Origin of the sequence: Kitasatospora setae KM-6054 (genome assembly GCF_000269985.1) — a bacterium.
In the GTDB taxonomy this organism is placed as follows: Bacteria; Actinomycetota; Actinomycetes; order Streptomycetales; family Streptomycetaceae; genus Kitasatospora; species Kitasatospora setae.
Genome location: NC_016109.1, coordinates 5,606,306 through 5,632,363, shown reverse-complemented (window position 1 = coordinate 5,632,363; position 26,058 = coordinate 5,606,306). Strand labels below are relative to the sequence as shown.

13 protein-coding genes are annotated in these 26,058 nt (G+C 75.0%); 12 read left to right on the top strand and 1 reads right to left on the bottom strand.

What is annotated here, in order from left to right; translation table 11 throughout:
• Positions 1–97 precede the first annotated feature (97 nt).
• The 7 genes from KSE_RS25060 to KSE_RS25030 all read left to right on the top strand — a co-directional run bounded on the left by KSE_RS25060 (position 98) and on the right by KSE_RS25030 (position 13,170).
• On the top strand, positions 98–907 hold the full coding sequence (locus KSE_RS25060; RefSeq protein ID WP_014138154.1) for an urea amidolyase associated protein UAAP1: 810 nt from the start codon (positions 98–100) through the stop codon (positions 905–907).
• A complete protein-coding gene (locus KSE_RS25055; RefSeq protein ID WP_014138153.1) occupies positions 904–1,602 on the top strand; it encodes an urea amidolyase associated protein UAAP2 in 699 nt (232 codons plus the stop codon). The genes KSE_RS25060 and KSE_RS25055 overlap by 4 nt, the downstream gene beginning before the upstream one ends.
• Positions 1,599–5,171, top strand: coding sequence for an urea carboxylase (uca, locus tag KSE_RS25050; RefSeq protein WP_014138152.1), 3,573 nt, complete (start codon positions 1,599–1,601; stop codon positions 5,169–5,171). The genes KSE_RS25055 and uca overlap by 4 nt, the downstream gene beginning before the upstream one ends.
• Positions 5,168–6,823, top strand: coding sequence for an allophanate hydrolase (gene atzF / locus KSE_RS25045; RefSeq protein ID WP_014138151.1), 1,656 nt, complete (start codon positions 5,168–5,170; stop codon positions 6,821–6,823). Before uca ends, atzF begins: the two co-directional genes overlap by 4 nt.
• Before the next feature lie 119 nt (positions 6,824–6,942).
• Entirely contained in the window at positions 6,943–8,892 is a 1,950-nt protein-coding gene (locus KSE_RS25040) for a discoidin domain-containing protein (protein WP_033259700.1), read from the top strand.
• 764 nt (positions 8,893–9,656) lie between these two features.
• Entirely contained in the window at positions 9,657–11,378 is a 1,722-nt protein-coding gene (locus tag KSE_RS25035) for an ABC transporter transmembrane domain-containing protein (protein WP_014138149.1), read from the top strand.
• Between the two features lie 49 nt (positions 11,379–11,427).
• Positions 11,428–13,170 carry an ABC transporter ATP-binding protein gene (locus KSE_RS25030; protein WP_014138148.1) on the top strand — a complete coding sequence of 581 codons (1,743 nt, stop codon included), beginning with the start codon at positions 11,428–11,430 and terminating at the stop codon, positions 13,168–13,170.
• Positions 13,171–13,227: 57 nt separating this feature from the next.
• On the opposite strand, the gene glgP is transcribed toward KSE_RS25030, so the two are convergent.
• Entirely contained in the window at positions 13,228–15,912 is a 2,685-nt protein-coding gene (gene glgP / locus KSE_RS25025) for an alpha-glucan family phosphorylase (protein WP_014138147.1), read from the bottom strand.
• Positions 15,913–16,959: 1,047 nt separating this feature from the next.
• Between glgP and KSE_RS25020 the strand changes: the two genes are divergently transcribed.
• From KSE_RS25020 to KSE_RS25000, 5 genes are all read left to right on the top strand, one after another.
• Complete coding sequence (locus KSE_RS25020) at positions 16,960–18,915, top strand: alpha-1,4-glucan--maltose-1-phosphate maltosyltransferase (protein ID WP_033259713.1); 1,956 nt, start codon at positions 16,960–16,962, stop codon at positions 18,913–18,915.
• The gene (gene treS, locus KSE_RS25015) at positions 18,912–20,630 is read left to right on the top strand and encodes a maltose alpha-D-glucosyltransferase (protein ID WP_014138145.1); all 1,719 of its coding nucleotides are present in this window, start codon (positions 18,912–18,914) and stop codon (positions 20,628–20,630) included. Before KSE_RS25020 ends, treS begins: the two co-directional genes overlap by 4 nt.
• A gap of 269 nt (positions 20,631–20,899) precedes the next feature.
• The gene (locus KSE_RS25010) at positions 20,900–22,390 is read left to right on the top strand and encodes a maltokinase N-terminal cap-like domain-containing protein (protein WP_033259701.1); all 1,491 of its coding nucleotides are present in this window, start codon (positions 20,900–20,902) and stop codon (positions 22,388–22,390) included.
• A 205-nt stretch (positions 22,391–22,595) separates the two neighbouring features.
• A complete protein-coding gene (glgB, locus tag KSE_RS25005) occupies positions 22,596–25,037 on the top strand; it encodes a 1,4-alpha-glucan branching enzyme (protein ID WP_014138143.1) in 2,442 nt (813 codons plus the stop codon).
• A gap of 111 nt (positions 25,038–25,148) precedes the next feature.
• Positions 25,149–26,042, top strand: coding sequence for an undecaprenyl-diphosphate phosphatase (locus KSE_RS25000; protein ID WP_014138142.1), 894 nt, complete (start codon positions 25,149–25,151; stop codon positions 26,040–26,042).
• Positions 26,043–26,058: the final 16 nt, after the last annotated feature.

Genomic DNA, 26,058 nt, shown 5'->3' with positions numbered 1-26,058 from the left:
CCCCTCCCCCTCCCCCTCCCCCGCCGTGAGGGGACGGTAACTCCCGCGTCACGCAAGGGCAATGACGCCGAATCCGCCCCTCCCTAATTTCTGTCGCATGACAGAAACCACCCACGCCGAGGCCGGCACCGCCACCACCACGGCCGCCCGCGCCCACGCCAGGTCCCAGGCGGGCACGGTCGTGGACTGCATGCCGCAACTGCCTCCGCCCGCAGGCACGTTGTGGTCGGAGACCGTCGCCGCCGGCGGCTACACCCACCTCGTCCTGCCGGCCGGCGCGCACGTGGCGCTGACCGACCGGGACGGCGACGCCTGCGCGCACCTGCTGCTGTTCGTGACCGACCGCCCCTGGGAGCGGCTGAACCCGGCGGACACCGTGAAGGTGCAGTGGAACGCCTACCTCCGGCTCGGCAGCCAACTGCTCTCGGACCAGGGCCGGGTGCTGGCCACCCTGGTCGCGGACACCTCCGGCCGGCACGACGCCCTCGCGGGCGCGTCCACCGCGGCCCGCAACCGCGCCCGCTACGGGGACGGCGCGGCGCACGGCCCGTCCCCGGCGGGGCGCGAGCTGCTGCTGCTGGCCGCGGCCAAGCAGGGGCTGGCCCCGCGCGACCTGCCCGCCCCGGTCTCGTTCTTCCGCGGCGTCACGGTGGCGGCGGACGGTTCGCTGCTCCCGACCGGTTCGGCCGGCTCGGGGGCCGAGGTGGTGCTGCGGCTGGAGCAGCGCACCACCCTGCTGCTGGCCAACACCGCCCACCCGCTGGACCCGCGTCCGGCCTGGCACTGCACCCCGCTGCGGGTCACCGTCACCCCGGGCGCCGTGACCGCCCCCGGCGACCCGCACTGGGACACCACGCCCGAGCGCCACCGCGCCCACCTCAACACCGCCGCCCTGGGGGCCCGATGACCACCACCGCCGTCCCGGAGACCACCATCCCCACCGCCGTCCCGGCGACCGTCGTCCTGGACGAGGCCGTCCCCGCCCGCGCCGCCTGGTCCGCCGTGGTCCGCCGCGGGCAGTTCCTGACCGTCACCGACCTGCACGGCAACCAGGCCGTCGACTGCCTGCTGTACGACGCGCACGACACCGCGGTGCGCTACAGCGCCGCCGACACCCTCCAGGCGTCCGGCAGCGTCTTCGTGTCCACCGGCACGGTGCTGATGTCGAACGAGCACACCCCGCTGATGACGGTGGTGGCGGACGACTGCGGGCGGCACGACACGATCGCGGGCGCCTGCTCGAAGGAGTCGAACACCCTGCGCTACGGCCACCACACCTGGTCGCAGCACGCCTGCGTGGAGAACTTCCTGGCCGAGGGGGCCCGGCACGGGCTGGGCAAGCGGGACCTGGTGTCGAACCTCAACTGGTACATGAACGTGCCGGTGGAGGCGGACGGCACGCTGGGCATCGTGGACGGGCTCTCCGCGCCGGGCCTGCGGGTGGTGCTGCGGGCCGAGGCGGACGTGCTGGTGCTGGTGTCGAACTGCCCGCAGGTCAACAACCCGTGCAACGGCTTCGACCCGACCCCGGTGCGCATGACGGTCACCGAGCGCACCGGAGCCACCGAACCCGCCGCAACCACCGAGGACGGCCCGCGATGAGCTTCGACACCCTGCTGGTCGCCAACCGGGGCGAGATCGCGGCCCGGATCATCCGCACCGCCCGCCGGATCGGCCTGTCCACCGTCGCGGTGTTCTCCGACCCGGACCGCTCGGCCCCGCACGTGCGGATGGCCGACCGCGCGGTGCGGCTGGGCCCGGCCGCGGCGAAGGACAGCTACCTGCGGGCGGACCTGGTGCTGGCGGCCGCCCTGGAGGGCGGGGCGGGCGCGGTCCACCCGGGGTACGGGTTCCTCTCGGAGGACGCCGCGTTCGCCCGCCGGGTGGAGGCGGCGGGCCTGGCCTTCGTCGGCCCGACCCCGGCCCAGCTGGAGGTGTTCGGCGCCAAGCACACCGCCCGGGCGGCGGCCGAGACGGCGGGGGTGCCGCTGCTGCCGGGCACCGGGCTGCTGGCCGACCTGCCGGCGGCGCTGGCCGCGGCGGAGGCGGTGGGGTACCCGGTGATGCTGAAGGCCACCGGCGGGGGCGGCGGCATCGGCATGCGGGCCTGCCGGGACGCGGCGCAGCTGGCCGACGCCTGGGAGGGCGTGCAGCGGGTGGCGGCCGCGAACTTCGCCACCGCGGGGGTGTTCCTGGAGCGGCTGGTGGAGCGGGCCCGGCACGTGGAGGTGCAGGTGTTCGGCGACGGCACCGGCCGGGTGGTGGCCCTCGGCGACCGGGACTGCTCGTTGCAGCGCCGCAACCAGAAGGTGCTGGAGGAGGCCCCGGCGCCCGGCCTGCCCGACCGCGTCCGCCGCGAACTGGCAGACTCGGCGCGGCAGTTGTGCGCCTCGGTGGGCTACCGCTCGGCGGGCACCGTGGAGTACGTGTACGACGCGGCGCGCGAGGAGGCGTACTTCCTGGAGGTCAACACCCGGCTCCAGGTGGAGCACCCGGTCACCGAGGCGGTGTACGGGGTCGACCTGGTCGAGTGGATGCTGCGCCTCGCCCGGGGCGAGCGCGGGGTGGTGCGCGAGGTCGGCCCGCCGCGCGGGCACGCGGTGGAGGCCCGGGTGTACGCCGAGGACCCCTCGCGCGACCACCGGCCGAGCGCGGGTCTGCTGACCGAGGTGGCCTTCCCGGCCGGCGTCCGGGTGGACACCTGGGTGGAGACCGGCACCGAGGTGACCACCGCGTACGACCCGATGCTGGCGAAGGTGGTCGTGCACGGCGCGGACCGCGCCGACGCGCTGGGGCGGCTGACGCGGGCCCTGGCGGAGACCCGGATCCACGGCATCGAGACCAACCTGGGCCTGCTGCGGGCCGTCCCGGCGGTGCCGGAGGTGACCGCGGCCGCCCACCACACCGGGACGCTGGCGCACGTGGCGGACCTCACACCGCGGATCGAGGTGGTCCGGGCGGGCACCCAGACCACGGTGCAGGACTGGCCGGGCCGCACCGGCTACTGGCAGGTCGGGGTGCCGCCGTGCGGGCCGATGGACGACCTGTCGTTCCGGCTCGGCAACCGGGCGCTGGGCAACCCGGAGGGCGCGCCCGGCCTGGAGTGCACGCTGCTGGGCCCGGCGCTGCGGTTCACCGCCCCGACCTGGGTGTGCGTGACGGGCGCCCCGACGGCGGTGACGCTGGACGGCGCGCCGGTGCCGCAGTGGGAGCCGGTGCTCGTCCCGGCGGGCGGGCTGCTGGACGTCCCGGCGCCGCCCGGCCCGGGCCTGCGCTGCTACCTGCTGGTGGCGGGCGGTCTGGACGCCCCGGCGTTCCTGGGCAGCGCGGCGACGTTCACGCTGGGCGGCTTCGGCGGCCACGGCGGCCGGGCGCTGCGCACGGGCGACGTGCTGCACGGCGGCACCGGCCCGCTCGGCCCGGGCGCGGGCCCGGTCGCCGACCGCCCGGAGTTCACCTCGTCCTGGCTGCTGCCGGCGGTCGAGGGGCCGCACGCCGCGCCGGAGTTCTTCACCGAGCGGGACGTCGCCGAGTTCTACGCCGCCGACTGGTCGGTGCACTTCAACAGCGCCCGCACCGGGGTGCGCCTGGTCGGCCCGAAGCCCGCCTGGGCGCGCCGGGACGGCGGCGAGGCGGGCCTGCACCCGTCGAACATCCACGACACCCCGTACGCGGTGGGCGCGGTCGACTACACCGGCGACATGCCGGTGCTGCTCGGGCCGGACGGGCCCTCGCTGGGCGGGTTCGTCTGTCCGGCGACGGTGGTCTCCGGGCAGCGCTGGAAGTTGGGGCAGCTGCGCCCGGGCGACACCGTCCGCTTCGTGCCGGTGACCGCCGACGACGCGGCGGCGCTGCGCCGCACCCCGGCCGCGCCGCCCGCGCCCTCCCGCCCGGCGGTGCTGGACGGCGGCGTGCTGGACCGGCTGCCCGAGGGCCCGGGGCGCCCGTCGGTGACGTACCGGCGCAGCGGGGACGACAACCTGCTGGTCGAGTACGGCCCGATGCAGCTGGACCTGGCGCTGCGGATGCGGGTGCACGCGCTGGCGGAGCTGGTCGCCGGGCGGCGCCCGGCGGGCGTGGTCGACCTGACGCCGGGCATCCGCTCGCTCCAGGTGCACGTCGACCCGGACGTCCTCCCGATCTCCGAACTCCTGTCGCTCGTGCGCGAGTTGGAGCATCAGCTGCCGCCCGCCGAAGAGCTGGTGGTGCCCAGCCGGACGGTGCACCTGCCGCTGTCCTGGGACGACCCGGCGACCCGGGAGGCGATCGAGCGGTACATGGCGGGGGTGCGCGACGACGCGCCGTGGTGCCCGTGGAACATCGAGTTCATCCGCCGGATCAACGGCCTGGCCTCGGTGGACGAGGTGTACCGGACGGTCTTCGACGCCGAGTACCTGGTGCTGGGCCTGGGCGACGTCTACCTGGGCGCGCCGGTGGCGACCCCGCTGGACCCGCGGCACCGGCTGGTCACCACCAAGTACAACCCGGCCCGGACGTGGACGGCGGAGAACTCGGTCGGCATCGGCGGCGCCTACCTGTGCGTGTACGGCATGGAGGGCCCGGGCGGCTACCAGTTCGTCGGGCGGACGGTGCAGATGTGGTCGGGCTGGCAGCAGCGCGGCCCGTTCACCCCGGGCGCGCCGTGGCTGCTGCGCTTCTTCGACCGGATCCGCTGGTACCCGGTGTCGGCGGAGGAGCTGCTGGAGCTGCGCGCCGACATGGCCGCGGGCCGGTTCGAACTCCGGATCGAGGAGGGCGAGTTCGCGCTCGCCGAGCACCTGCGCTTCCTGGCCGACCACGCCGGTCCGATCGAGGAGTTCCGGGCGGTGCAGGCGGCGGCGTTCGCGGCGGAGCGGCGGGCCTGGGAGGAGTCCGGCGAGTTCGACCGGGCCGACCGGGCGGCCGGCGCCGCGCCCGCCGCGCCGCGCGCGGTGGAGGTGCCGCCGGGCGGCGGCGTGGTGGAGGCCGAGTTCACCGCCTGCGTGTGGAAGGTGGACGTGGCACCGGGCGAGCGGGTGCGCAAGGGGCAGCGGTTGATGGCGTTGGAGGCGATGAAGATGGAGTCCGCGGTGTTCTCGGACCGGGACGGCGTGGTCGCCGAGCTGCTGGTCGGCTCGGGCGACCAGGTGCAGGCGGGCAGCCCGCTGGTGGTGCTGGGGGCTCCCGCGTGAGCGCGCTGGAGCGGGTGCGCCGGGCGTACGCGCGGATCGCCGCGGTCGACCGGCCGGAGGTGTGGATCGACCTGCGGCCCGAGGCGGAGGCGGCGGCCGAGGCGGCGGCCGTGGACGCCCGGGTCGCGGCGGGCGAGCGGCTGCCACTGGCGGGCACGGTGTGCGCGGTGAAGGGCAACATCGACGTGGCGGGCCTGCCGACCACGGCGGGCTGCCCCTCGTACGCCTACCGGCCGGAGCGGGACGCCCCGGCGGTGGCCCGGCTGCGGGCGGCGGGCGCGGTGGTGCTGGGCACCACCAACCTGGACCAGTTCGCCACCGGCCTGGTCGGCACCCGCAGCCCGTACGGCGCGGTCCGCGGCGCGGTCGACCCGGGCCGGATCTCGGGCGGCTCCAGCTCGGGTTCGGCGGTGGCGGTCGCGCTGGGCCTGGTCGACCTGGCGCTGGGCACCGACACGGCGGGCTCGGGCCGCGTCCCGGCCGCGCTGAACGGCGTGGTGGGCCTGAAGCCGACCCCGGGCCTGGTGCCGACCGACGGCGTGGTGCCGGCCTGCGCGAGCCTGGACTGCGTCTCGGTGTTCGCCCGGACGGTCGACGAGGCGCAGGCCGCACTGCGGCTGCTGGCCGACCCGGCCCCGGCCGCACCGGGCCGCCGCCCGGGCCCGTGGCGGGTCGCCGTCCCGGACGCCGCCCGGCTGGGCGTGCTCGCGGACGGCTGGGCGGCGGCGCACGCGGCGGCGGCCGGCCGGCTGGCGGCGGCGGGCGCCGAGCTGCGCGACCTCGACCTGGCGCCGTTCGACGCGGCGGCGGCGCTGCTGTACGGGGGCGCCTTCGTGGCCGAGCGGTACGCCGCGGTGGGCGCGTTCGTGGACGCGGCGGCCGAGCGGGGCGATCCGGGGCTGGACCGGGTGGTGGCGGGCATCGTCCGGGCGGCCGGGGAGGTGCCCGCGCACCGGCTGTTCGCCGACCGGGCCGAGCTGGCGCGGCTGCGGGCCGCCGCGCTGGCCGAACTCGGCGACGCGGACGCCCTGTTGCTGCCCACCACCACCTGGCACCCGACCTTCGCCGAGGTGGCGGCGGACCCGGTGGGCGCCAACACCCGGCTGGGCCGGTTCACCAACTCGGCGAACCTGCTGGGCCTGTGCGCGCTCGCCGTCCCGGCGGGCACGGTCGGCGGCCTGCCGTTCGGCGTGATGCTGGTCGGCCCGCCCCGGACGGAGGAGCGGCTGGCCGCGCTGGCCCGGCTGCTGACCGAGCCCTCGGTGCGGCTGGCGGTGTTCGGCGCGCACCTGACCGGGCAGCCGCTGAACGGCCAACTGACCGCGCTGGGCGGCCGGTTCGCCGCCGAGGTGCGCACCGCTCCGGAGTACCGGATGTACGCGCTGGACACCGCTCCGCCCAAGCCGGGCCTGGTCCGGGTGGCGGAGGGCGGGGCGGCCCTGGCGGGCGAGCTCTGGGAGCTGTCCGCCGCCGGGCTGGGCGCGCTGCTGGCCGCGCTGCCGCACCCGATGGCGCTGGGCCCGGTCCGGCTGGCGGACGGTGCGAGCGCGCCGGGCTTCCTGTGCGAACCGGCCGCGCTGGCGGGCGCGGTGGACGTCACGGCGTCCGGCGGCTGGATCGCCCATCTCGCCAGTCGATCTCTTTCAGTCTAGCAATCCAATTTTTGCAATGGACGTCCAACATGTTGCCGCTCGATGTCAACGCCGTTACGCTCCCGGGTCGTCGGGTCGCGGACCTGACAAGACGTCGTCAACCGGGCGGAGGCAGCGGCATGGTGGTATCGCGACGGGTGTTCCTACAGGCGGCGGCAGCGGCGGGCCTCGCGACGGGCCTGGCCCTGGGCGAGGCCCCGGCCCGCGCCGCGAGCGCGCCGGGCGACGTGGTCGGCAAGGTGACGGTCGGCTACCAGGGCTGGTTCGCCTGCCCGGGCGACGGCGCCCCGATCAACGGCTGGTGGCACTGGGCGCAGAACTGGGGCCAGGCGCCCTCGAACACCAACAAGTCCATCGTCGCCTGGCCGGACGTCCGCGAGTACCCGAAGACGTACGCCACCGCCTTCGCGAACCTGGAGAACGGCCAGCAGGCCGCCCTGTTCTCCTCCTACGACCAGTCCACCGTCGACCTGCACTTCCGCTGGATGAAGCAGTACGGCATCGACACCGCCGCCCTCCAGCGCTTCGACCCGACCGGCGGCGAGGGCCCGACCCGGGACGCGATGGCGGGCAGGGTGCGCAGCGCGGCGGAGTCCCAGGGCGTGAAGTTCTACCTCATGTACGACGTCTCGGACTGGACCACCATGCAGTCGGACATCAAAGCCGACTGGACGAACAAGATGAGCGCGCACACCGCCTCGCCCGCGTACGCCCGGCAGAACGGGAAGCCGGTGGTGTGCGTCTGGGGCTTCGGCTTCAACGACAACCAGCGCCCGTTCACCCCCGCCCAGTGCCTGGACGTCCTCAACTGGTTCAAGGCGCAGGGCTGTTACGTGATCGGCGGGGTGCCGACCTGGTGGCGCACCGGCGACCGTGACTCCCGGGCCGGCTTCTCGGACGTCTACCACGCCTTCGACATGCTCTCGCCCTGGCTGGTCGGCCGGATCGGCAGCGCGGCGGACGCCGACAACTTCTACAACGTCGCCACCGTCCCGGACTTGGCCGAGTGCGCCGCGCACGGCATCGACTACCAGCCGTGCGTGTTGCCCGGCGGGGTCGGCGACCGGCAGCGGGCGCACGGCGACTTCATGTGGCGGCAGTTCTACAACATGGCCCGGGCCGGGGCGGCCTCCGCGTACGTCTCGATGTTCGACGAGTACAACGAGGGCAACCAGATCGCCAAGACCGCCGAGTCCCGGGCCTGGCTGCCCGCCGGGTCCGGCTTCCTGGCGCTGGACGAGGACGGCACGGCCTGCTCCTCGGACTACTACCTGCGGCTGACCGGCGACGGCGGCCGGATGCTCAAGGGGCAGCTGCCGGTGACGGCCGCCCGCCCGACCCAGCCGTTCCCGACCGCGCCGGACACCACCGCCCCGACCGCGCCGGGCGGCCTGCGGGTGACCGGGCAGAGCGACACCACGGTCTCGCTGGCCTGGAACGCCGCCACCGACGACGTGGCCGTCACCGGCTACCGGGTCCTGCTCGGCGGCGCGGTCGCGGCCGCCACCGCCGCCACCTCGGCCACCGTCACCGGCCTGTCCCCGGCCACCGCGTACGCCTTCACCGTCCGGGCGCTGGACGCGGCGGGCAACCTCTCCGCCGCCTCCGCCCAGGTCACCGCGACCACCTCCGCCGCCACCGTCCCCACCGGCGACCTGGCGCTGGGCCGCCCCACCGCGGAGAGCGGCCACACCCAGGGCTACGGCTCCGGCAACGCGGTCGACGGCGACCCGAACAGCTACTGGGAGAGCGTCAACAACGCCTTCCCGCAGTGGCTGCGGACCGATCTCGGCTCCGTCCTCCCGGTGCGCCGGATCGTCCTCGCCGTTCCCCCGGCCGCCGCCTGGGCCGCCCGCACCCAGACCGTGGAGGTGCAGGGCAGCACCGACGGAACCGCCTTCACCCGCCTGCTCGCCCCCGCCGGGTACGTCTTCGACCCGGCGACCGGCAACAGCGCCACCCTCACCCTCCCGGCCGGAACCGGCACCCGCCACCTGCGCCTGGTCTTCACCGCCAACACCGGCTGGCCGGCCGGCCAGGTCGCCCGACTCCAGGTCTACGCCTCGTAGTCCACCCCCGCCCCCGGCGGGCGGAGTTGTCCGCTCCGACCGGTCGGCCGTGTGCAGTACGCTCCCCGGAGCCCGGTCCGGCAGCGCGTCGGCCCGGGCCTTCCGGAGGGGAATCCCCGACGCACACCCCGGCCCGGCTCCTGCGCGCCGGCCTGACGGCGGCCTCCCCCGCGCCACCGACCCGGCCGCCCCGGCCGTGGTGCACGACGGCCCGTACGGCGGGCCCTCGGTCTCGGGCGCCGCCAACCACACCGACCCGTCGGCGTGGCCGCTGGACGAGGAGTTCGCGCACTGGCGGACCGCCGACCCGGCGCAGGACGGCACCCTCGTCCGGCACGGCGCCACGCCGGGCCCGCTGGTCGGAGCCGATCGACACCACCCCGACGGTCACCTCCGCGGACTTCCCGGAGGAGAACTACGGCGGCGCGGCCGGCACCCCCGGCACGTTCCACTTCGCCCCGAAGATCAAGGGGGCCCAGATCGCGAGCTACACCTACCGCTTCGGCTGGTCCGACCAATGGACCACCGTCCCGGCCGGTCCGCACGGCGAGGCCGACATCAGCCGGACCCCGCCGGCCGGCGACTGGTACGTGCTGGAGTCCTACGCGACCACCAAGGACGGCATCGAACTCAGCCACCGCGCGTACTGCTTCGCCGTCAACCGACGTCCCCGCGGGCCCCGGCGCCGGCCGGGGCCCGCCCCTCCCTCCCGCCGGCCCCGAATTCGTTCGAGCCGCCCCGCAGCCCGCCGCTACGCTCGCTCCGTGAACGACCCGACGGCCGGCGAGCCCGGCGAGCCAGACATCCGCAGCCCGCTCCGCTTCCTGGTGTGGCTGGCCACCAGCCAGCTCCGCCGCTCGCTGACCGGCACCCTGGTCGGCACCGCCTGGATGCTCGGGCTGATCGTCCAGCCGTACCTGCTCTCCCGCGCCGTGGACGACGGGCTGCGCACCGGCCGGACCGGCACCGTGCTGGCCTGGTCCGCCGCGATGCTCGGCGCCGGCCTGCTCAACGTGCTGCTCGCCTGGCACCGGCACCGCGTCATGACGCTGATCCGCAACGACGCCACCTTCCGCACCGTCACCGTGGTGCTGCGGCACAGCACCCGGCTGGGCGCGGCGCTGCCCCGCCGGGTGAGCGCGGGCGAGCTGGTCACCATCGGCATCTCCGACGTGGTGCGGATGTCCCTGGCGCTGACCGTCGTCGGGCCCGGCGTCGGCGCGCTGGTCTGCTACCTGGCGGTCGCCGCCGTCCTGCTCGGCCTCTCGCCGCTGCTGGCGCTGGTGATCCTGCTCGGCCTGCCGCTGCTCGGCCTCGCGCTGCGCCCGCTGTTCGCCCGCCAGCGCCGGACCGAGGGCGACTACCGCGACCACCAGGCCCGGCTGACCTCCCGCTTCGAGGACCTGGCCGGCGGGCTGCGGGTGCTGAACGGCCTGGGCGGCAAGGAGGCGTACGCGGGCCGCTACCGGGAGGAGTCCCGGCGGCTGCGCGCCGAGGGCTACCGGGTCGGCGCCGTCACCAGCTGGATCCAGGCCCTCGGCGCCGGCCTGCCGGTGCTGCTGCTGGCCGCCGTCACCTGGCTCGGCGCCCGGCTGGCCGTCGAGGGCCAGCTGACGCCCGGCCAGCTCGCCGCGGTCTTCGGGTACACCTCGGTGCTGGTCATCCCGGTCTACTTCCTGATGGAGGGCAGCCAGGACGTCGCCCGCGCGCTGGTCTGCGCCCGCCGGGTCACCGCCTTCCTCGCCCTCACCCCGGAGCCCGACGCCGGCACCGCCGAACCCCCGTCCGGGCCGGCCGAGTTGGCCGACCCCGAGTCCGGCGTCCGGCTCGTCCCGGGCGAGCTGACCGTGCTCGCCTCCGCCCGCCCCGCCGACAGCGCCGCCGTCGCCGCGCGGCTGGCCCGGCTGGACGCCGACACCGCCGCCGAGTGGGGCGGCACCCCGCTCACCGCACTGCCGCTGACCGCCGTCCGGGACCGGATCGCGCTGGCCGAGAACGAGGCCGCGCTGTTCGCCGGCACCCTCCGCGAGACCGTCCGCGGCCGCACCCCCGCGCCGGACGCCGCCCTGCTCGCCGCGATCGACGACGCCGCCGCCCGCGACGTCCACGACGCGCTGCCCGGCGGCCTGGACGCCCCGGTGGCCGCCGACGGCCGCAACCTCTCCGGCGGACAGCGCCAACGGCTGCGGCTGGCCCGCGCGCTGACCGCCGACCCGGAGGTGCTGCTGGCCGTCGAACCCACCTCCGCGGTCGACGCCCACACCGAGGCCGCGATGGCCGCCGGCCTGCGCGCCGCCCGGACCGGCCGGACCACCCTGGTCACCAGCACCTCGCCGCTGCTCCTCGACCGGGCCGACACCGTCCACTACCTGGTCGACGGCAAGGTCGCCGCCACCGGCACCCACCGGGAGCTGCTCCACACCCACCCCGGCTACCGCGCCCTGGTCGCCCGCGACGCCGACTCCCCCACCGGGGCGCCGAGTTGAACACCCTCCGCCCCGCCCGCCCGGTCGCCCCGCTCTCCGAGGAGCCCAGTTGAGCACCCTGCCGATCGCCACCACCCGCCAGGTGCGGCGGGCCGCCACCGCGCTGGTCCGGGCCGACGGCCGGGCGTTCGCCGTCGTCCTGGGCCTGAACGCCGCGGCCGCCCTGCTCGGCCTGGCCGGGCCCTGGCTGCTCGGCCGGATCATCGACCGGGTCGCCGACGGGGCCACCGCCGCCGACATCGACCGGCTCGGCCTGCTGCTGCTCGGCTGCGCCCTCGTCCAGATCCTGACCAGCCGCCAGGCTTCCTACCTGGCGCACCGGTTCGGCGAGCGCGCGGCCGCGAAGGTCCGCGAGCAGCTCCTCGACCGGGTCTTCGCGCTGCCCGCCGGAACCGCCGAGCGGGCCGGCGCCGGCGACCTCACCTCCCGCGGCACGGCCGACGCCACCGCGGTCGGCGAGACCCTCCGGGACGCCGCGCCCCACCTGCTGATCGCCGGCGCGCAGGCGCTGTTCCTGCTGGGCGCCGTCCTCGCCGTCAGCCCGCTGCTCGGCGCCTGCGGGCTGGTCGGCATCGTCGGCATCGTCCTCGGCTCCCGCTGGTACCTGCGCCGCTCGCGCCCCGCCTACCTGGCCGACCGCGGCGCGACCGCCGGCCTCGCCGAGACGCTGTCCGCCACGGCGCACGGCGCCCGCACCGTCGACGCGCTCGGCCTGCGCGAGCAGCGGCTGGCCGCCGGCCGGGAGGCCGTCGGCGCCGCGCACCGGGCCCGGACGCGCACCCTGTACCTGCGGCTGCGGTTCTTCGCCGTGATCAACGCCTCGTACGCGGTGCCGACCGTGCTGGTCCTCCCGGTCGCCGCCGTCCTGGTCGCCGGGCACACCGTCTCCCTCGGCGCGGCCGTCTCCGCCGCGCTGTACCTGCACCGGCTCGCGGACCCGCTGGACACCATCGTCATCCTGCTGGAGGGCCTGCAGAGCAGCACCGCCGCGTACGCCCGGGTCGAGGGCCTGGCCCCGGCCGGCGCCGGCCTGCCCGCGCAGGCCCGTACCGGGGCGGACGAGCCCGCCGACGACCGGATCAGGGTCACCGGCGTCCGCTACGCCTACCCGGACGGGCCGGACGTGCTGCACGGCCTCGACCTGGACCTGACCCCGGGCGAGCGCCTCGCCGTGGTCGGCCCCTCCGGCTCCGGCAAGACCACCCTGGGCCGGCTGCTGGCCGGCGTCGACCGCCCGCGCACCGGCGGCGTCACCGTCGGCGGCGTCCCGCTCGCCGACCTCTCCCCGGAGCGGCTGCGCCGCCAGGTCGTCCTGGTCACCCAGGAGCACCACGTCTTCCTCGGCACCCTCCGCGACAACCTGCGGATGGCCGCCCCCGCGGCCGACGACACCGCCCTGACCGCCGCGCTGGACGCGGTCGGCTGGCAGCACGACGAGCTCCCGGCCGGCCTCGACACCGAGCTCGGCCCGACCGCGACCCGCCTCGACGGCGCCCGGGCCCAGCAGCTCGCGCTGGCCCGGGTGATCCTGGCCGACCCGCACACCCTGGTCCTCGACGAGGCCACCGCCCTGCTCGACCCCGCCACCGCCCGCCACACCGAACGCGCCCTCGCCGCCGCCCTCACCGGCCGCACCGTCATCGCCATCGCGCACCGGCTGCACACCGCCCACGACGCCGACCGGGTCGCCGTCCTCACCCACGGCCGGCTCACCGACCTCGGCCCGCACGAGGACCTGCTCGCCGCGGGCGGCCCGTACGCCGACCTCTGGCACACCTGGCGCACGACCTAGCGGCCCGGCCGCCCGGGTCCCCTTCCGGCCGGGCCGGAAGGGGACCGAACGGACGGCTTACCTGAGCACGCCCGCGTCCATCCCGCCGGTCTCCGCCGGGGCGGCCAGCAGGCCCAGTTCGGCGACCGAGGCGAGCCGCGGGTGGGTGGGCAGGATCCGGACGGTGTAGCCGAACGGGCCGGTGCGGGAGAGTTCGAGGTGGCCCTCGTAGCGGATCCGGCCGTCGAGGTCGGTGCCGCCGCCCGCGGGCTTGAGCGCGAGCGTGGTCGCCTCGGAGATCCGGTCGCTCTCGTCGACCCGCCCGGCGACCACCTGGACCTCGACGTCGTCCGGTCCGAGCCGGCCGAGGTTGACCTGGACCCGCAGCGCGAGCGTCGCGCCGAGCTCCTGGGCCTCGCCCGCCCCGTCCGCCTCGACGTGCTCGACCCGCACCGCGGGCCACGCCTCGCGGACGCCGGCCTTCCAGCCGGCCAGGGCCTTCGCCGCCGCGTAGTCGCCGGCCGGCCCCTCCAGCCGCCGCTTGGCCGAGGCCGCCGGGGCGTACAGCCGCTCGACGTACTCGCGGACCATCCGGCCGGCCAGCACCTTGGGGCCGAGGGTGACCAGGGTGTGCCGGACCATGGAGATCCAGCGGTGCGGGAGGCCGTCCGCGCCGCGGTCGTAGAACCGGGCGGCGACCTGGTGCTCGATCAGGTCGTAGAGCGCGGCGGCCTCGATGTCGTCGCGCCGCTCGGCCTCCTTGCTCTCCGGGTCGACGACGCCCTCGCCGGTGCCGCCGTCGGCGGTGGGGATGGCCCAGCCGTTCTGGCCGTCGTACCACTCGTCCCACCACCCGTCCAGGATGGACAGGTTGAGGCAGCCGTTCAGCGCGGCCTTCATCCCGGAGGTGCCGCAGGCCTCCAGCGGGCGCAGCGGGTTGTTCAGCCAGACGTCGCAGCCGGGGTACAGCGTCTTGGCCATCGCCATGTCGTAGTCGGGCAGGAAGACGATCCGGTGCCGGACGGCGGGGTCGTCGGCGAACGCGACCAGCTGCTGGATGAGCCGTTTCCCGCCGTCGTCGGCGGGGTGCGCCTTGCCGGCGATGACGATCTGCACGGGCCGCTCGGGGTCGAGCAGCAGCCGGCGCAGCCGGGCCGGGTCGCGCAGCATCAGGGTGAGGCGCTTGTAGGAGGGGACGCGGCGGGCGAAGCCGATGGTCAGCACGTCGGCGTCGAGGACGCCGCCGGTCCAGCCGAGTTCGGCCTCGCCGGCGCCGCGCTGCTTCCAGGAGGCGCGCAGCCGGCGGCGGGCCTCGTCGACGAGCTGGGCGCGCAGCGCGCGGCGCAGTTCCCAGACCTCGGCGTTGCCGATCCGCTCCAGGCCGGTCCACTGCGGGGCGGTGCCGACGGCCATCGCGTCCTCGGCGCGCTGCTGGCCGATCTCGGTGGCGCCGAGCCGGACGACGGCGGGGTCGATCCAGGTGGGGGCGTGCACGCCGTTGGTGATCGAGGTGATCGGGACCTCGGGCGCGTCGAACCCGGGCCACAGGCCGCGGAACATCTCCCGGCTGACGGCGCCGTGCAGGGTGGAGACGCCGTTGGCGCGCTGGGCGAGCCGCAGGCCCATCGCGGCCATGTTGAACAGCTTGGGGTCGCCGCCGCTCCAGCTCTCGGCGCCGAGCGCGAGCACCTGGTCGACGGGGACGCCGGGCAGCGCGGCGTCGCCGCCGAAGTGCCGGGCGACCAGCTCGCGGTCGAAGCGGTCGATGCCGGCCGGGACGGGCGTGTGGGTGGTGAACACGGTGCCGGCCCGGACGGCCTCCAGGGCGTCGGCGAAGCCGAGTCCGGGGTGGGCGGTGGTGAGTTCGCCGATCCGCTCCAGGCCGAGGAAGCCGGCGTGGCCCTCGTTGGTGTGGAAGACCTCGGGCTCGGGGTGGCCGGTGAGCCGGCAGTAGGTGCGGACGGCGCGGACGCCGCCGATGCCCAGCAGTATTTCCTGCAGCAGCCGGTGCTCGCTGCCGCCGCCGTAGAGCCGGTCGGTGACGTCGCGTTCGGCGGGGCTGTTGGCCTCGACGTCGGAGTCGAGCAGCAGCAGCGGGACCCGGCCGACCTGGGCGCGCCAGACCTGGGCGGCGAGGGTGCGGCCGCCGGGGAGGGCGAGGTCGATCCGGCAGGGGGTGCCGTCGGGTTCGCGCAGCAGGGTGACGGCGAGCGCGTCGGGGTCGAGCAGGGGGTAGCGCTCCTGCTGCCAGCCGTCGCGGTCCAGGGACTGCCGGAAGTAGCCGTGCCGGTAGAAGAGTCCGACGCCGATGATCGGGACGCCGAGGTCGGAGGCGGCCTTGAGGTGGTCGCCGGCCAGGATGCCGAGGCCGCCGGAGTACTGCGGCAGGGCGGCGGCGATGCCGTACTCGGGGGAGAAGTAGGCGATGCCGGCGGGCAGCGGCCCCTCGGGGTCGGCCGGGTCGGTGGCGCCCTGGTACCAGCGCGGTCCGGTGAGGTAGTCGCGCAGTTCGTCGGAGAGGTCGCCGAGGCGGCGCAGGAAGCGTCGGTCGCCGGCCAGCGCGGCGAGTCGGGCGGCGGGCACTTCGCCGAGCAGTCGGACCGGGTCCTCTCCGACGGCGGCCCACACGTCCGGGTCGACGGAGCGGAACAGCTCCCTCGTCTCGGGGTGCCAGGACCAGCGGAGGTTCAGCGCGAGCTCGTGCAGTGGCTGCAGTTGTTCGGGCAGGACGGTGCGGACGGTGAACCTGCGGATTGCCTTCACGGCACAGGAGCGTAGCCCCGGACGGACGCCTGAAGGGGCGTCAACTGGCGGGCGGCACACCCGTTCGGAGCAGTGTTCAGATCGTTTCGGGCGCGCGGTGGCAAATGGCGGCGCGCGAGGGGCGCACGCAGCGAAAAGAAGCGCCGTCAGGTGTGAAGTTCTGAGGTCCGAGGTGTTTCGGGTGTCCGTTTCACCATTCCATACCGGCCGAAACCGCGCGCCTACCCGCACGTAGCCCTTGCCGGTGGTGCGAGGATGCAACAAGGTCGTGAGTGCCGCTGGTGCGCGATCGGGTGGTCGCCCCCTGCTGCCTCGGCTCCTGCCTGCCCTGTTCGACGAACCCTCACTTCCCTTAGCCCATTCGGCCCCAGTCGCCGCGTCTCCGCGTGTCCTTGTTCCCTGCCGGGTCGTTTTCCGGTGGGTTGGGTCGCGAGGGGGGCGTGCACCGAGCAACGCGCGCCGGGATACGTGCGTCCGGCTCGGCGCGCCACCGCGCGGCCGCGACCGGTGGGCCGAGGTTGCCGGGGCCGTCGGTACGGGCAGGCTACGGCCGCACATCCTTCCTCACCCAGCAGTCCTCCCGGTACTCCCTCGGCGCCGCTGCCACGGGAGCTGCCGCCGATCTCGGGCAGGAGCATTGGCATGCACGGCGACACGCGGGACCAGTCCACGGTGCCGACGGACGACGCACCCGACACCCCCGACCCTTCCGCCGGGGAGCCCCCGGTACCGGCTCCGCGGGCCGGCGCGGCCCGCCGGAAGGCCGCCGCACCGGCGGTGGAGCCGGCCGCGAAACGGGCCGCGGGCACCCCGCGCAAGGCCGCGGCGGTGAAACGGACCACCACCGTCAGGTCAGCCGCCGCCACCGCGGCCGCCGACGCGATGGCCGAGGCGGTCGCCGCGAAACCCGCGCGCAAGACCGCCGCCCGCAAGACCGCCACGAGCAAGACCGCCACGAGCAGGAGCACCGCGAGCAGGACCGCCGCGGACCCGACCGACCCCACCCGCCCGGCTCGCCCCGCCCGCAAGACGACAGAGAGCGACACCGTGATCGGCCGCATCCCCGTGCTTGACGTGAATCCGCTCGTCGACGCCGGCCGGCGTCCGGCCAAGGCCGTGGAGGGGGAGCGCTTCCTGGTCTCCGCGACGGTGTTCCGCGAGGGCCACGACGCGGTCGGCGCCAACGTGGTGCTGCGCGACCCGCGCGGCCGCGGCGGCCCGTGGACGCCGATGCGCGAGCTGTCCGAGGGCAGCGACCGCTGGGGGGCCTACGTCACGCCGAGCGCGCCGGGCCGCTGGTCGTACCTGGTGGAGGCGTGGTCCGACCCGGTGGCGACCTGGAAGAAGCACGCGGCGGTGAAGCTCCCGGCCGGGATCGACACCGCGCTGGTGCTGGAGGAGGGCGCGCAGCTGCTGGAGCGCGCCGCCGCCGGGGTGCCGAAGAAGGACGGCCGGGCCCAGGTGCTGGCGGCGGTGGACGCGCTGCGCGACACCGGCCTGCCGCCGCTGAGCCGCTACGCGGCGGCGCTGGACCCGGAGGTGACGGCGCTGCTGGCCCGCCACCCGCTGCGCGAGCTGGTCTCGGCGACCCGCCCGCAGCCGCTGCAGGTGGACCGCAAGCGGGCGCTGTTCGGCTCCTGGTACGAGTTCTTCCCGCGCTCGGAGGGCGCGGTGGTCGACCCGTCGGGCGTCGAGCCGCCGGTCTCCGGCACCTTCCGGACGGCCGCCGAGCGGCTGCCCGCGGTCGCCGCGATGGGCTTCGACGTGCTGTACCTGCCGCCGATCCACCCGATCGGCCGGGCCCACCGCAAGGGCCCGGACAACGCGCTGACGGCCGGCCCGCGCGACGTCGGCTCGCCGTGGGCGATCGGCTCCCCGGAGGGCGGCCACGACGCGGTCCACCCGGACCTGGGCACCCTGGAGGACTTCGACCACTTCGTGGCGGAGGCCGCCGCGCTGGGCCTGGAGGTCGCCCTCGACTTCGCGCTGCAGTGCTCGCCGGACCACCCGTGGGTGCAGAAGCACCCGGAGTGGTTCAGCCACCGGGCGGACGGCACCATCGCGTACGCCGAGAACCCGCCGAAGAAGTACCAGGACATCTACCCGGTCAACTTCGACCAGGACTTCGACGGGATCGTCCGCGAGACGGTGCGGATCCTGCGCTTCTGGATGGCCCGCGGGGTGCGGATCTTCCGGGTCGACAACCCGCACACCAAACCGGTCAACTTCTGGGAGAAGGTCCTCGCGGACATCGCCCGCACCGACCCGGACGTGCTGTTCCTGGCGGAGGCGTTCACCCGCCCGGCGATGATGCACACCCTGGGCAAGATCGGCTTCCACCAGTCCTACACGTACTTCACCTGGCGCGACACCAAGGCCGAGCTGACCGCGTACCTGACCGAGCTGACCGGCGAGGCGGCCGCCTACATGCGGCCGAACTTCTTCGCCAACACCCCGGACATCCTGCCCGAGTACCTGCAGCACGGCGGCCCGGCCGCGTTCGCGGTGCGCGCGGTGCTGGCGGCGGCGCTGTCCCCCAGCTACGGGGTGTACGCGGGCTTCGAGCTGTTCGAGAACGAGCCCGCGAAGCCGGGTTCGGAGGAGTACCTGCACTCGGAGAAGTACGAGCTGCGGCCGCGCGACTGGTCCCGGCAGGACTCGCTCGCGCCGCTGCTGACCGCGCTGAACCGGCTGCGCCGCCGGCACCCCGCCCTGCAGCAGCTGCGGGACCTGCGCTTCCACCCCGTCGACAACGAGCGGATCATCGCGTTCTCCAAGACCGCCGTCACCGAGGACGGCCTGGAGGACCACGTGATCTGCGTGGTCAACCTGGACCCGCACCACGTCCAGGAGGCCACGGTGACGCTCGACGCGCCGGGGCCGCTGACGGTGCACGACGAGCTGACCGGCGCGACGTACGCCTGGGGCCGTCACAACTACGTCCGGCTCGACCCCTCTTCCGGGCCGGCCCACCTCCTCACGGTTCGGAGGAACCCGCAGTGACAGTCAACGAGCCCGTCCCCGACACCTTCGCCGACACCCCCGCCCGGGACCGCGACCCCGAGTGGTTCAAACGCGCGGTCTTCTACGAAGTGCTGGTGCGTTCGTTCCAGGACAGCAACGGCGACGGCGTGGGCGACCTCAAGGGGCTCACCTCGCGGCTCGACTACCTCCAGTGGCTGGGTGTGGACTGCCTCTGGCTCCCCCCGTTCATGAACTCCCCGCTGCGGGACGGCGGTTACGACGTCTCGGACTACCAGTCGGTGCTCCCGGAGTTCGGCAACCTGGCCGACTTCGTGGAGTTCGTCGACGCGGCGCACGCCCGCGGCATGCGGGTGATCATCGACTTCGTGGTGAACCACACCAGCGACCAGCACGCGTGGTTCCAGGCGTCCCGCAGCGACCCGGACGGGCCGTACGGCGACTTCTACATGTGGGCCGACGACGACAAGCAGTACCCGGACGCCCGGATCATCTTCGTCGACACCGAGTCGTCGAACTGGACCTTCGACCCGGTCCGCAAGCAGTACTACTGGCACCGCTTCTTCAGCCACCAGCCGGACCTGAACTACGACAACCCGCGGGTGCAGGAGGAGGTGATGGCCGCGCTGAAGTTCTGGCTGGACCTCGGCATCGACGGCTTCCGCCTCGACGCGGTGCCGTACCTCTACGCCCGCGAGGGCACCAACTGCGAGAACCTGCCGGAGACCCACGACTTCCTGCGGCGGGTCCGCAAGGAGATCGACGCCAACTACCCGGACACCGTGCTGCTGGCCGAGGCCAACCAGTGGCCGGAGGACGTGGTCGACTACTTCGGCGACTTCCCGTCCGGCGGCGACGAGTGCCACATGGCGTTCCACTTCCCGGTGATGCCGCGGATCTTCATGGCGGTCCGCCGGGAGTCCCGCTACCCGGTCTCCGAGATCCTGGCGAAGACCCCGGCGATCCCCTCCGGCTGCCAGTGGGGCATCTTCCTGCGCAACCACGACGAGCTGACCCTGGAGATGGTCACCGACGAGGAGCGCGACTACATGTACGCGGAGTACGCGAAGGACCCGCGGATGCGGGCCAACGTGGGCATCCGCCGCCGGCTCTCGCCGCTGCTGGAGAACGACCGCAACCAGGTCGAGCTGTTCACCGCGCTGCTGCTCTCGCTGCCCGGTTCGCCGGTGCTGTACTACGGCGACGAGATCGGCATGGGCGACAACATCTGGCTGGGCGACCGGGACGGCGTCCGCACCCCGATGCAGTGGACGCCGGACCGCAACGCGGGTTTCTCGTCCGCCGACCCGGGCAGGCTCAGTCTGCCGCCCATCATGGATCCGGTGTACGGCTTTCAGGTGACCAACGTCGAGGCGCAGCAGAGCAGTTCGAGTTCGCTGCTGCACTGGACGCGTCGCATGATCGAGATCCGCAAGCTCAATCCGGCGTTCGGCCTCGGCAGCTACACCGAGTTGCCCTCCAGCAATCCCGCGGTGCTGGCCTTCGTGCGCGAGCACGAGGGCGACCTGGTCATGTGCGTGAACAACTTCTCGCGGTTCGCGCAGCCGACCGAACTGGACCTGCGGGAGTACGAGGGGCGCTACCCGGTCGAGCTGATCGGCGGCGTGCGCTTCCCCGCGATCGGTGAGTGGCCCTACCTGCTGACGCTGGCGGGCCACGGGTTCTACTGGTTCCAGCTGCGCCAGGACCGGACGAAGCCGTCCGGGGCCCGGTAGCGGCCGGAGCGCCGCAGCACGTCCACGAAGTAACGATCCCTCAGGCCCCGAACGGGACGTCACCCTCCGCAGGCGCGCGAGAAGCCTCGCGCGCCCCCGGGGGTCTTCGCACCACCGCGTACGGAGAACAGCCCAACGGCCACCCACACGAAGGCGTGACACCGAGCCGCTGCTCGCGTGCCGTCGCCGCCGCGCCGCCGAAATCCGGAAGACTGCTGGGCCCGGCCACGATTCGTCGGGCAGCCGCCCGCTTCCGGGGAAAGGGAGTCATGTCCGAACCCTCCCGTTCTCAAGCCCACGTCCACCGTGAGCCCCCCACCGCCGCCACCGGGCCGGTGGGGACGCGCACGCCGGGGGTCCGGAGAACCGCCGCCGGAGTCAGCGAGCTGGTCCAGGCGGCGCTGCCGCTGATCGCCGAGTGGCTGCCGACCCAGCGCTGGTACGCCGGCAAGGGCCGGCCGATCGCCGCGCTCACCCCCGTGGTCGGCACCCCGCTGCAGGTCGGCGACCCCGCGCTGCTGCACCTGCTGCTGCGGGTCGAGCACGGCGGCGCCTCGGCCGACCAGGGCGACATCTACCAACTGCTGCTGGGCATCCGCTCGGAGCAGCCCGCCTCGGTCGGCCCGATGGCGGTGCTGGGCCGGCTCGCGGGCGGCACCTACGACGGGGCGACGCTGTACGACGCGGTGCACGACCCGGAGCTGACCGGCCGGCTGCTGGAGCACCTGGCGACCGGCGACCGGTTCGGCTCGCTGTCCTTCCGCCGCACCCCGGGCCCCGGCCTGCCGGGCAACCTGCCGGGGCGGGCGTCCACCGCGGAGCAGTCCAACTCCTCGGTGATCTACGACACCGAGTTCATCCTCAAGCTGTTCCGGCGGATCAGCCCGGGCACCAACCCGGACCTGGAGCTCTCGCTGGCGCTGTCCCGGGCCGGCTCCACCCGGATCCCCCGGGTCGCCGCCTGGTTCGAGTCCCGGCTGGAGCGCTCCGAGCCCGCCACCCTGGGCCTGCTGCAGCGCTACCTGGCGGACGCCGAGGACGGCTGGGAACTGGCCCTCGACCAGGTCGCCCGGCTCAAGGGCGACCCCTCGCCCGGCAACTTCGCGATCGAGGCGCACCGGCTCGGCCGGGCCACCGCCGAGGTGCACCGGGTGCTGGCCCGCTCGATGCCGACCGCCCGGCTGGACCGGGCCCGGATCGCCGAGCTGGCCGGCGCGATGGCCGACCGGCTGGACTCCGCGGTCACCGCGGTGCCCGGCCTGATGCGCTACCGCCCGGCGCTGCGGGCCGCGTTCCAGCAGCTCACCGCCGCCCACCTGGACGGCCTGCCGGTGCAGCGGATCCACGGCGACCTGCACCTGGGCCAGGCGATGCGCACCCCGCAGGGCTGGGTGCTGCTGGACTTCGAGGGCGAGCCGGCCAAGCCGCTGGCCGAGCGCCGGCTCCCGCAGCCCGCGCTGCGGGACGTCGCCGCGATGCTCCGCTCCTTCGACTACGCGGCCGCCCACCTGCTGGCCGGCGCCCCCGGCCAGGACCCGGAGCTGGCCCTGCTCGCCTCGGCCTGGGCGGCCCGCAACCGGGCCGCGTACTGCGCCGGCTACACGGCGGGCGGCGGGGTCGACCCGGCGGCGACGCCGGAGCTGATGCGCGCGCTGGAGATCGACAAGGCGGTGTACGAGGTGGTGTACGAGGCCCGGCACCGACCGAGCTGGCTGCCGATCCCGCTGGCCGCGATCAACCGCTTGGCCGACACCGTCTGACCCCCGCCCGGCCGCCCGTGGGGCGGCCGGGCGAGTCGCTTCCCCGGGCGGCGCCCGCACCACCAGGCCCTCGCTCACCCGCTCTCCCCGCGGCGCTCGCGCCACGCGCGCCGCCGACGCCGCTTCGGCGCGCGAACTCCCCTGCCCCACTCCACAGTTGTCCCGCGTCCCCGCGCGAGGCACTCCGATCCTGGAGGATTCCGCCGTGACCCCGCTCGGTCCGCTCGACCCGTCCGCCGACCGCCAACCGGCCGTCCCGGCCACGTTCCGCAGCGGCCCGCGCAGCGGGGCCGCCGGCGGGCGGCCCGCCGCGAAGGCGCCCGCCAAGCCGGCGGCGAAGTCCACCGGCAAGGCCGCCGCCAAGCCCGCCGCGAAGGCTGCGACGAAGGCTCCGGCGAAGGCCGCCCGGTCCGGTGCGGCGGCGGCGCGGCCGCAGGCCGGCGGGGGCGCGCTGCGGCTGCCGGAGGCGCCGCTGCCGCCCGCCGAGGTGGAGCGGCTGGTCTCCGGCGCGCACCACGACCCGCACGGGCTGCTGGGCGCGCACGAGGTGCCCGAGGGCACCGCGGTCCGGGTGCTGCGGCCGTTCGCGGAGCGGGTGGTGGTGGAGACCGAGCTGGGCCCGGCCGAGCTGACCCACCAGCAGGACGGCCTGTTCACCGGCCTGCTGACCGGGCAGCGCTTCCCGCGCTACACGCTGCGGGTGGCGTACCCGGGCGGCGAGCCGGTCGTCCAGGAGGACGGCTACCGCTTCGCGCCGACGCTGGGCGAGCTGGACCTGCACCTGATCCGGGAGGGCCGGCACGAGCAGCTGTGGACGGCGCTCGGCTCGCACCTGCGCACGGTCGACGGGGTGGCGGGCACCGCGTTCGCGGTGTGGGCGCCGAACGCGGTCGGGGTGCGGGTGATCGGCTCGTTCAACCACTGGGACGGCACCGCGCACCCGATGCGCTCGCTGGGCTCCTCGGGCGTGTGGGAGGTGTTCCTGCCGGGCGTCGGCGAGGGCGAGCGCTACAAGTACCAGATCCTCACCCGGCACGGGCAGCGGCTGGAGAAGGCCGACCCGCTGGCCCGGGCCGCCCAGTGCCCGCCGGACACCGCCTCGGTGGTGACGGTCTCCCGGCACGAGTGGCAGGACGCCGAGTGGATGGAGCGGCGGGCCCGCGCCGTCCACCACCGGGCCCCGCTGTCGGTCTACGAGCTGCACCTGGCGTCCTGGCGCCCGGAGCTGACCACGTACCGGGAGATCGCCGAGGTGCTGCCCGGCTACCTGACCGAACTCGGCTTCACGCACGTGGAGTTCATGCCGGTGATGGAGCACCCGTTCGGCGGCTCCTGGGGCTACCAGGTCTCCGGCTTCTACGCCCCGACGGCCCGGCTCGGCACCCCCGACGACTTCCGCTTCCTGGTCGACACCCTGCACCGGCACGGCATCGGCGTGCTGGTCGACTGGGTGCCCGCGCACTTTCCGAAGGACGACTTCGCGCTGGCCCGGTTCGACGGCGAGCCGCTGTACGAGCCGGCCGACCCGCTGCGCGCCGAGCACCCGGACTGGGGGACGCTGGAGTTCGACTACGGCCGCACCGAGGTGCGCAACTTCCTGGTCGCCAACGCGGTGTACTGGTGCGAGGAGTTCCACGTCGACGGCCTGCGGGTGGACGCGGTCGCCTCGATGCTCTACCTCGACTACTCCCGCGAGGGCGGCGCCTGGACGCCCAACCAGTACGGCGGCCGGGAGAACCTGGACGCGGCCTCCTTCCTGCAGGAGATGAACGCCACCGTCTACCGGCGCTGCCCCGGGGTGCTGACGGTCGCCGAGGAGTCCACCGCCTGGGACGGCGTGACCCGGCCGACCGACAGCGGCGGCCTGGGCTTCGGGCTGAAGTGGAACATGGGCTGGATGCACGACTCGCTGGTGTACATCTCCAAGGAGCCGGTGCACCGCAGGTACCACCACGACGAGATCACCTTCTCGATGGTGTACGCCTACTCGGAGAACTACATCCTGCCGATCTCGCACGACGAGGTGGTGCACGGCAAGCGGGCGCTGGTCTCCAAGATGCCCGGCGACTGGTGGCAGCAGCGCGCCAACCACCGCGCCTACCTGGGCTTCATGTGGGCCCACCCGGGCAAGCAACTCCTGTTCATGGGGCAGGAGTTCGCCCAGGGCGCGGAGTGGGACCACGAGAGCGGCCCGCAGTGGTGGGTGCTGGACGAGGGCTGGCCGGCGCACGGCGACCACCGCGGCGTGCAGCGGCTGGTCGGCGACCTGAACCACGTCTACCGGGACACCCCGGCGCTGTACGAGCAGGACACCGTCCCGGCCGGGTTCGCCTGGCTGGACGGCGGGGCGGCCGAGGACAACGTGCTGTCCTTCGTCCGGTTCGCGGCGGACGGCAGCCCGCTGGTCGCGGTCTGCAACTTCTCCCCGGTGGTCCGGCACGGCTTCCGGGTCGGCCTGCCCCGACTGGAGGGCGCCGAGCAGCTGTGGGAGGAGGCGCTGAACACCGACGCCGAGCGGTACGGCGGCGGCGGGGTGGCCAACTCCAGCCCGGTGAAGTCGGAGCCGGAGCCGTGGAACGCGCAGCCGCGCTCGGCCGAGCTGGTGCTGCCGCCGCTGGCCACCGTCTGGCTCCGGCCGGCCCGCTGAACGCCCCGCTGAACATCGGGTAAAGGATCCCGCCCGGCATCGCACTCGTCTACAACGCTGTAGTAGGTTCGCGCTCGCCCGCCGCCCGCCGCAGCCGCCGAGAAGAGTGCGATGTCGCCGTCCCCGACCTACCCGGAGTCCGTCGGCATCGGCCTGCTCCAGGGCGTCACCGAGCTGTTCCCGGTCTCCAGCCTCGGCCACTCGATCCTGATACCGGCGCTGATCGGCGGGCGGACCGGGCGCGACCTGGACGTCACCGCCGACGGCTCCCCGTACCTGGCCGTCCTGGTCGGCCTGCACCTGGCGACCGCGCTCGCCCTGGTGGTGTACTTCCGCCGCGACTGGGTCCGGATCGTCCGCGGCCTGGCCGGCTCGGTCGCCCGGCGGGAGATCGCCACCCCCGAGCAGAAGCTCGGCTGGCTGCTGGTGGTCTCCACCCTCCCGGTCGGCGCGGCCGGGCTCGCCCTCGACCACCTGCTGCGCGACGCCCTCGGCAAGCCCACCCCGGCGGCCGTCTTCCTCACCCTCAACGGCCTGGTGCTGTACGGCGCCGAGCGGCTCCGGCGCGGCGGCCCGGGCCGCCGCCGGGCCGCCGACCACCCGGCGGCCGACTCCGACCGGCGGCTGGCCCGGCTGACCTTCCGCCAGGGCGCCTGGATCGGCTCCGCGCAGATCCTCGCCCTGCTGCCCGGCGTCTCCCGCTCCGGCACCACGATGAGCGCCGGCATCCTGCGCGGCCTGCACCACGAGGACGCCGCCCGGTTCTCCTTCCTGCTCGCCACCCCGGTCATCCTGGCCGCCTCCGCCCTCAAACTCCCCGAGCTGCTCTCCCCCGCGAACACCGCCGTCCGCGGCCCGCTGCTGGCCGGCTCGCTGGCCGCCTTCGCGGCCGGCTACGTCTCGGTGCGCTTCCTGACCAGGTACTTCGAGACCCGCAGCCTCACCCCGTTCGCCGTCTACTGCGCGCTGGCCGGCCTCGGCTCGCTGGTCGCCCTGCACGCCTGAACCCCCTCGGCCCGCG

What these genes read in the sequence shown, in the direction of transcription:
- KSE_RS25055 (WP_014138153.1), top strand. Translation starts at nt 904, where the DNA reads ATGACCACCACCGCCGTCCCGGAGACCACCATCCCCACCGCCGTCCCG.
- KSE_RS25060 (WP_014138154.1), top strand. Translation starts at nt 98, where the DNA reads ATGACAGAAACCACCCACGCCGAGGCCGGCACCGCCACCACCACGGCC.
- KSE_RS25010 (WP_033259701.1), top strand. Translation starts at nt 20,900, where the DNA reads ATGTCCGAACCCTCCCGTTCTCAAGCCCACGTCCACCGTGAGCCCCCC.
- KSE_RS25040 (WP_033259700.1), top strand. Translation starts at nt 6,943, where the DNA reads ATGGTGGTATCGCGACGGGTGTTCCTACAGGCGGCGGCAGCGGCGGGC.
- uca (WP_014138152.1), top strand. Translation starts at nt 1,599, where the DNA reads ATGAGCTTCGACACCCTGCTGGTCGCCAACCGGGGCGAGATCGCGGCC.
- KSE_RS25000 (WP_014138142.1), top strand. Translation starts at nt 25,149, where the DNA reads ATGTCGCCGTCCCCGACCTACCCGGAGTCCGTCGGCATCGGCCTGCTC.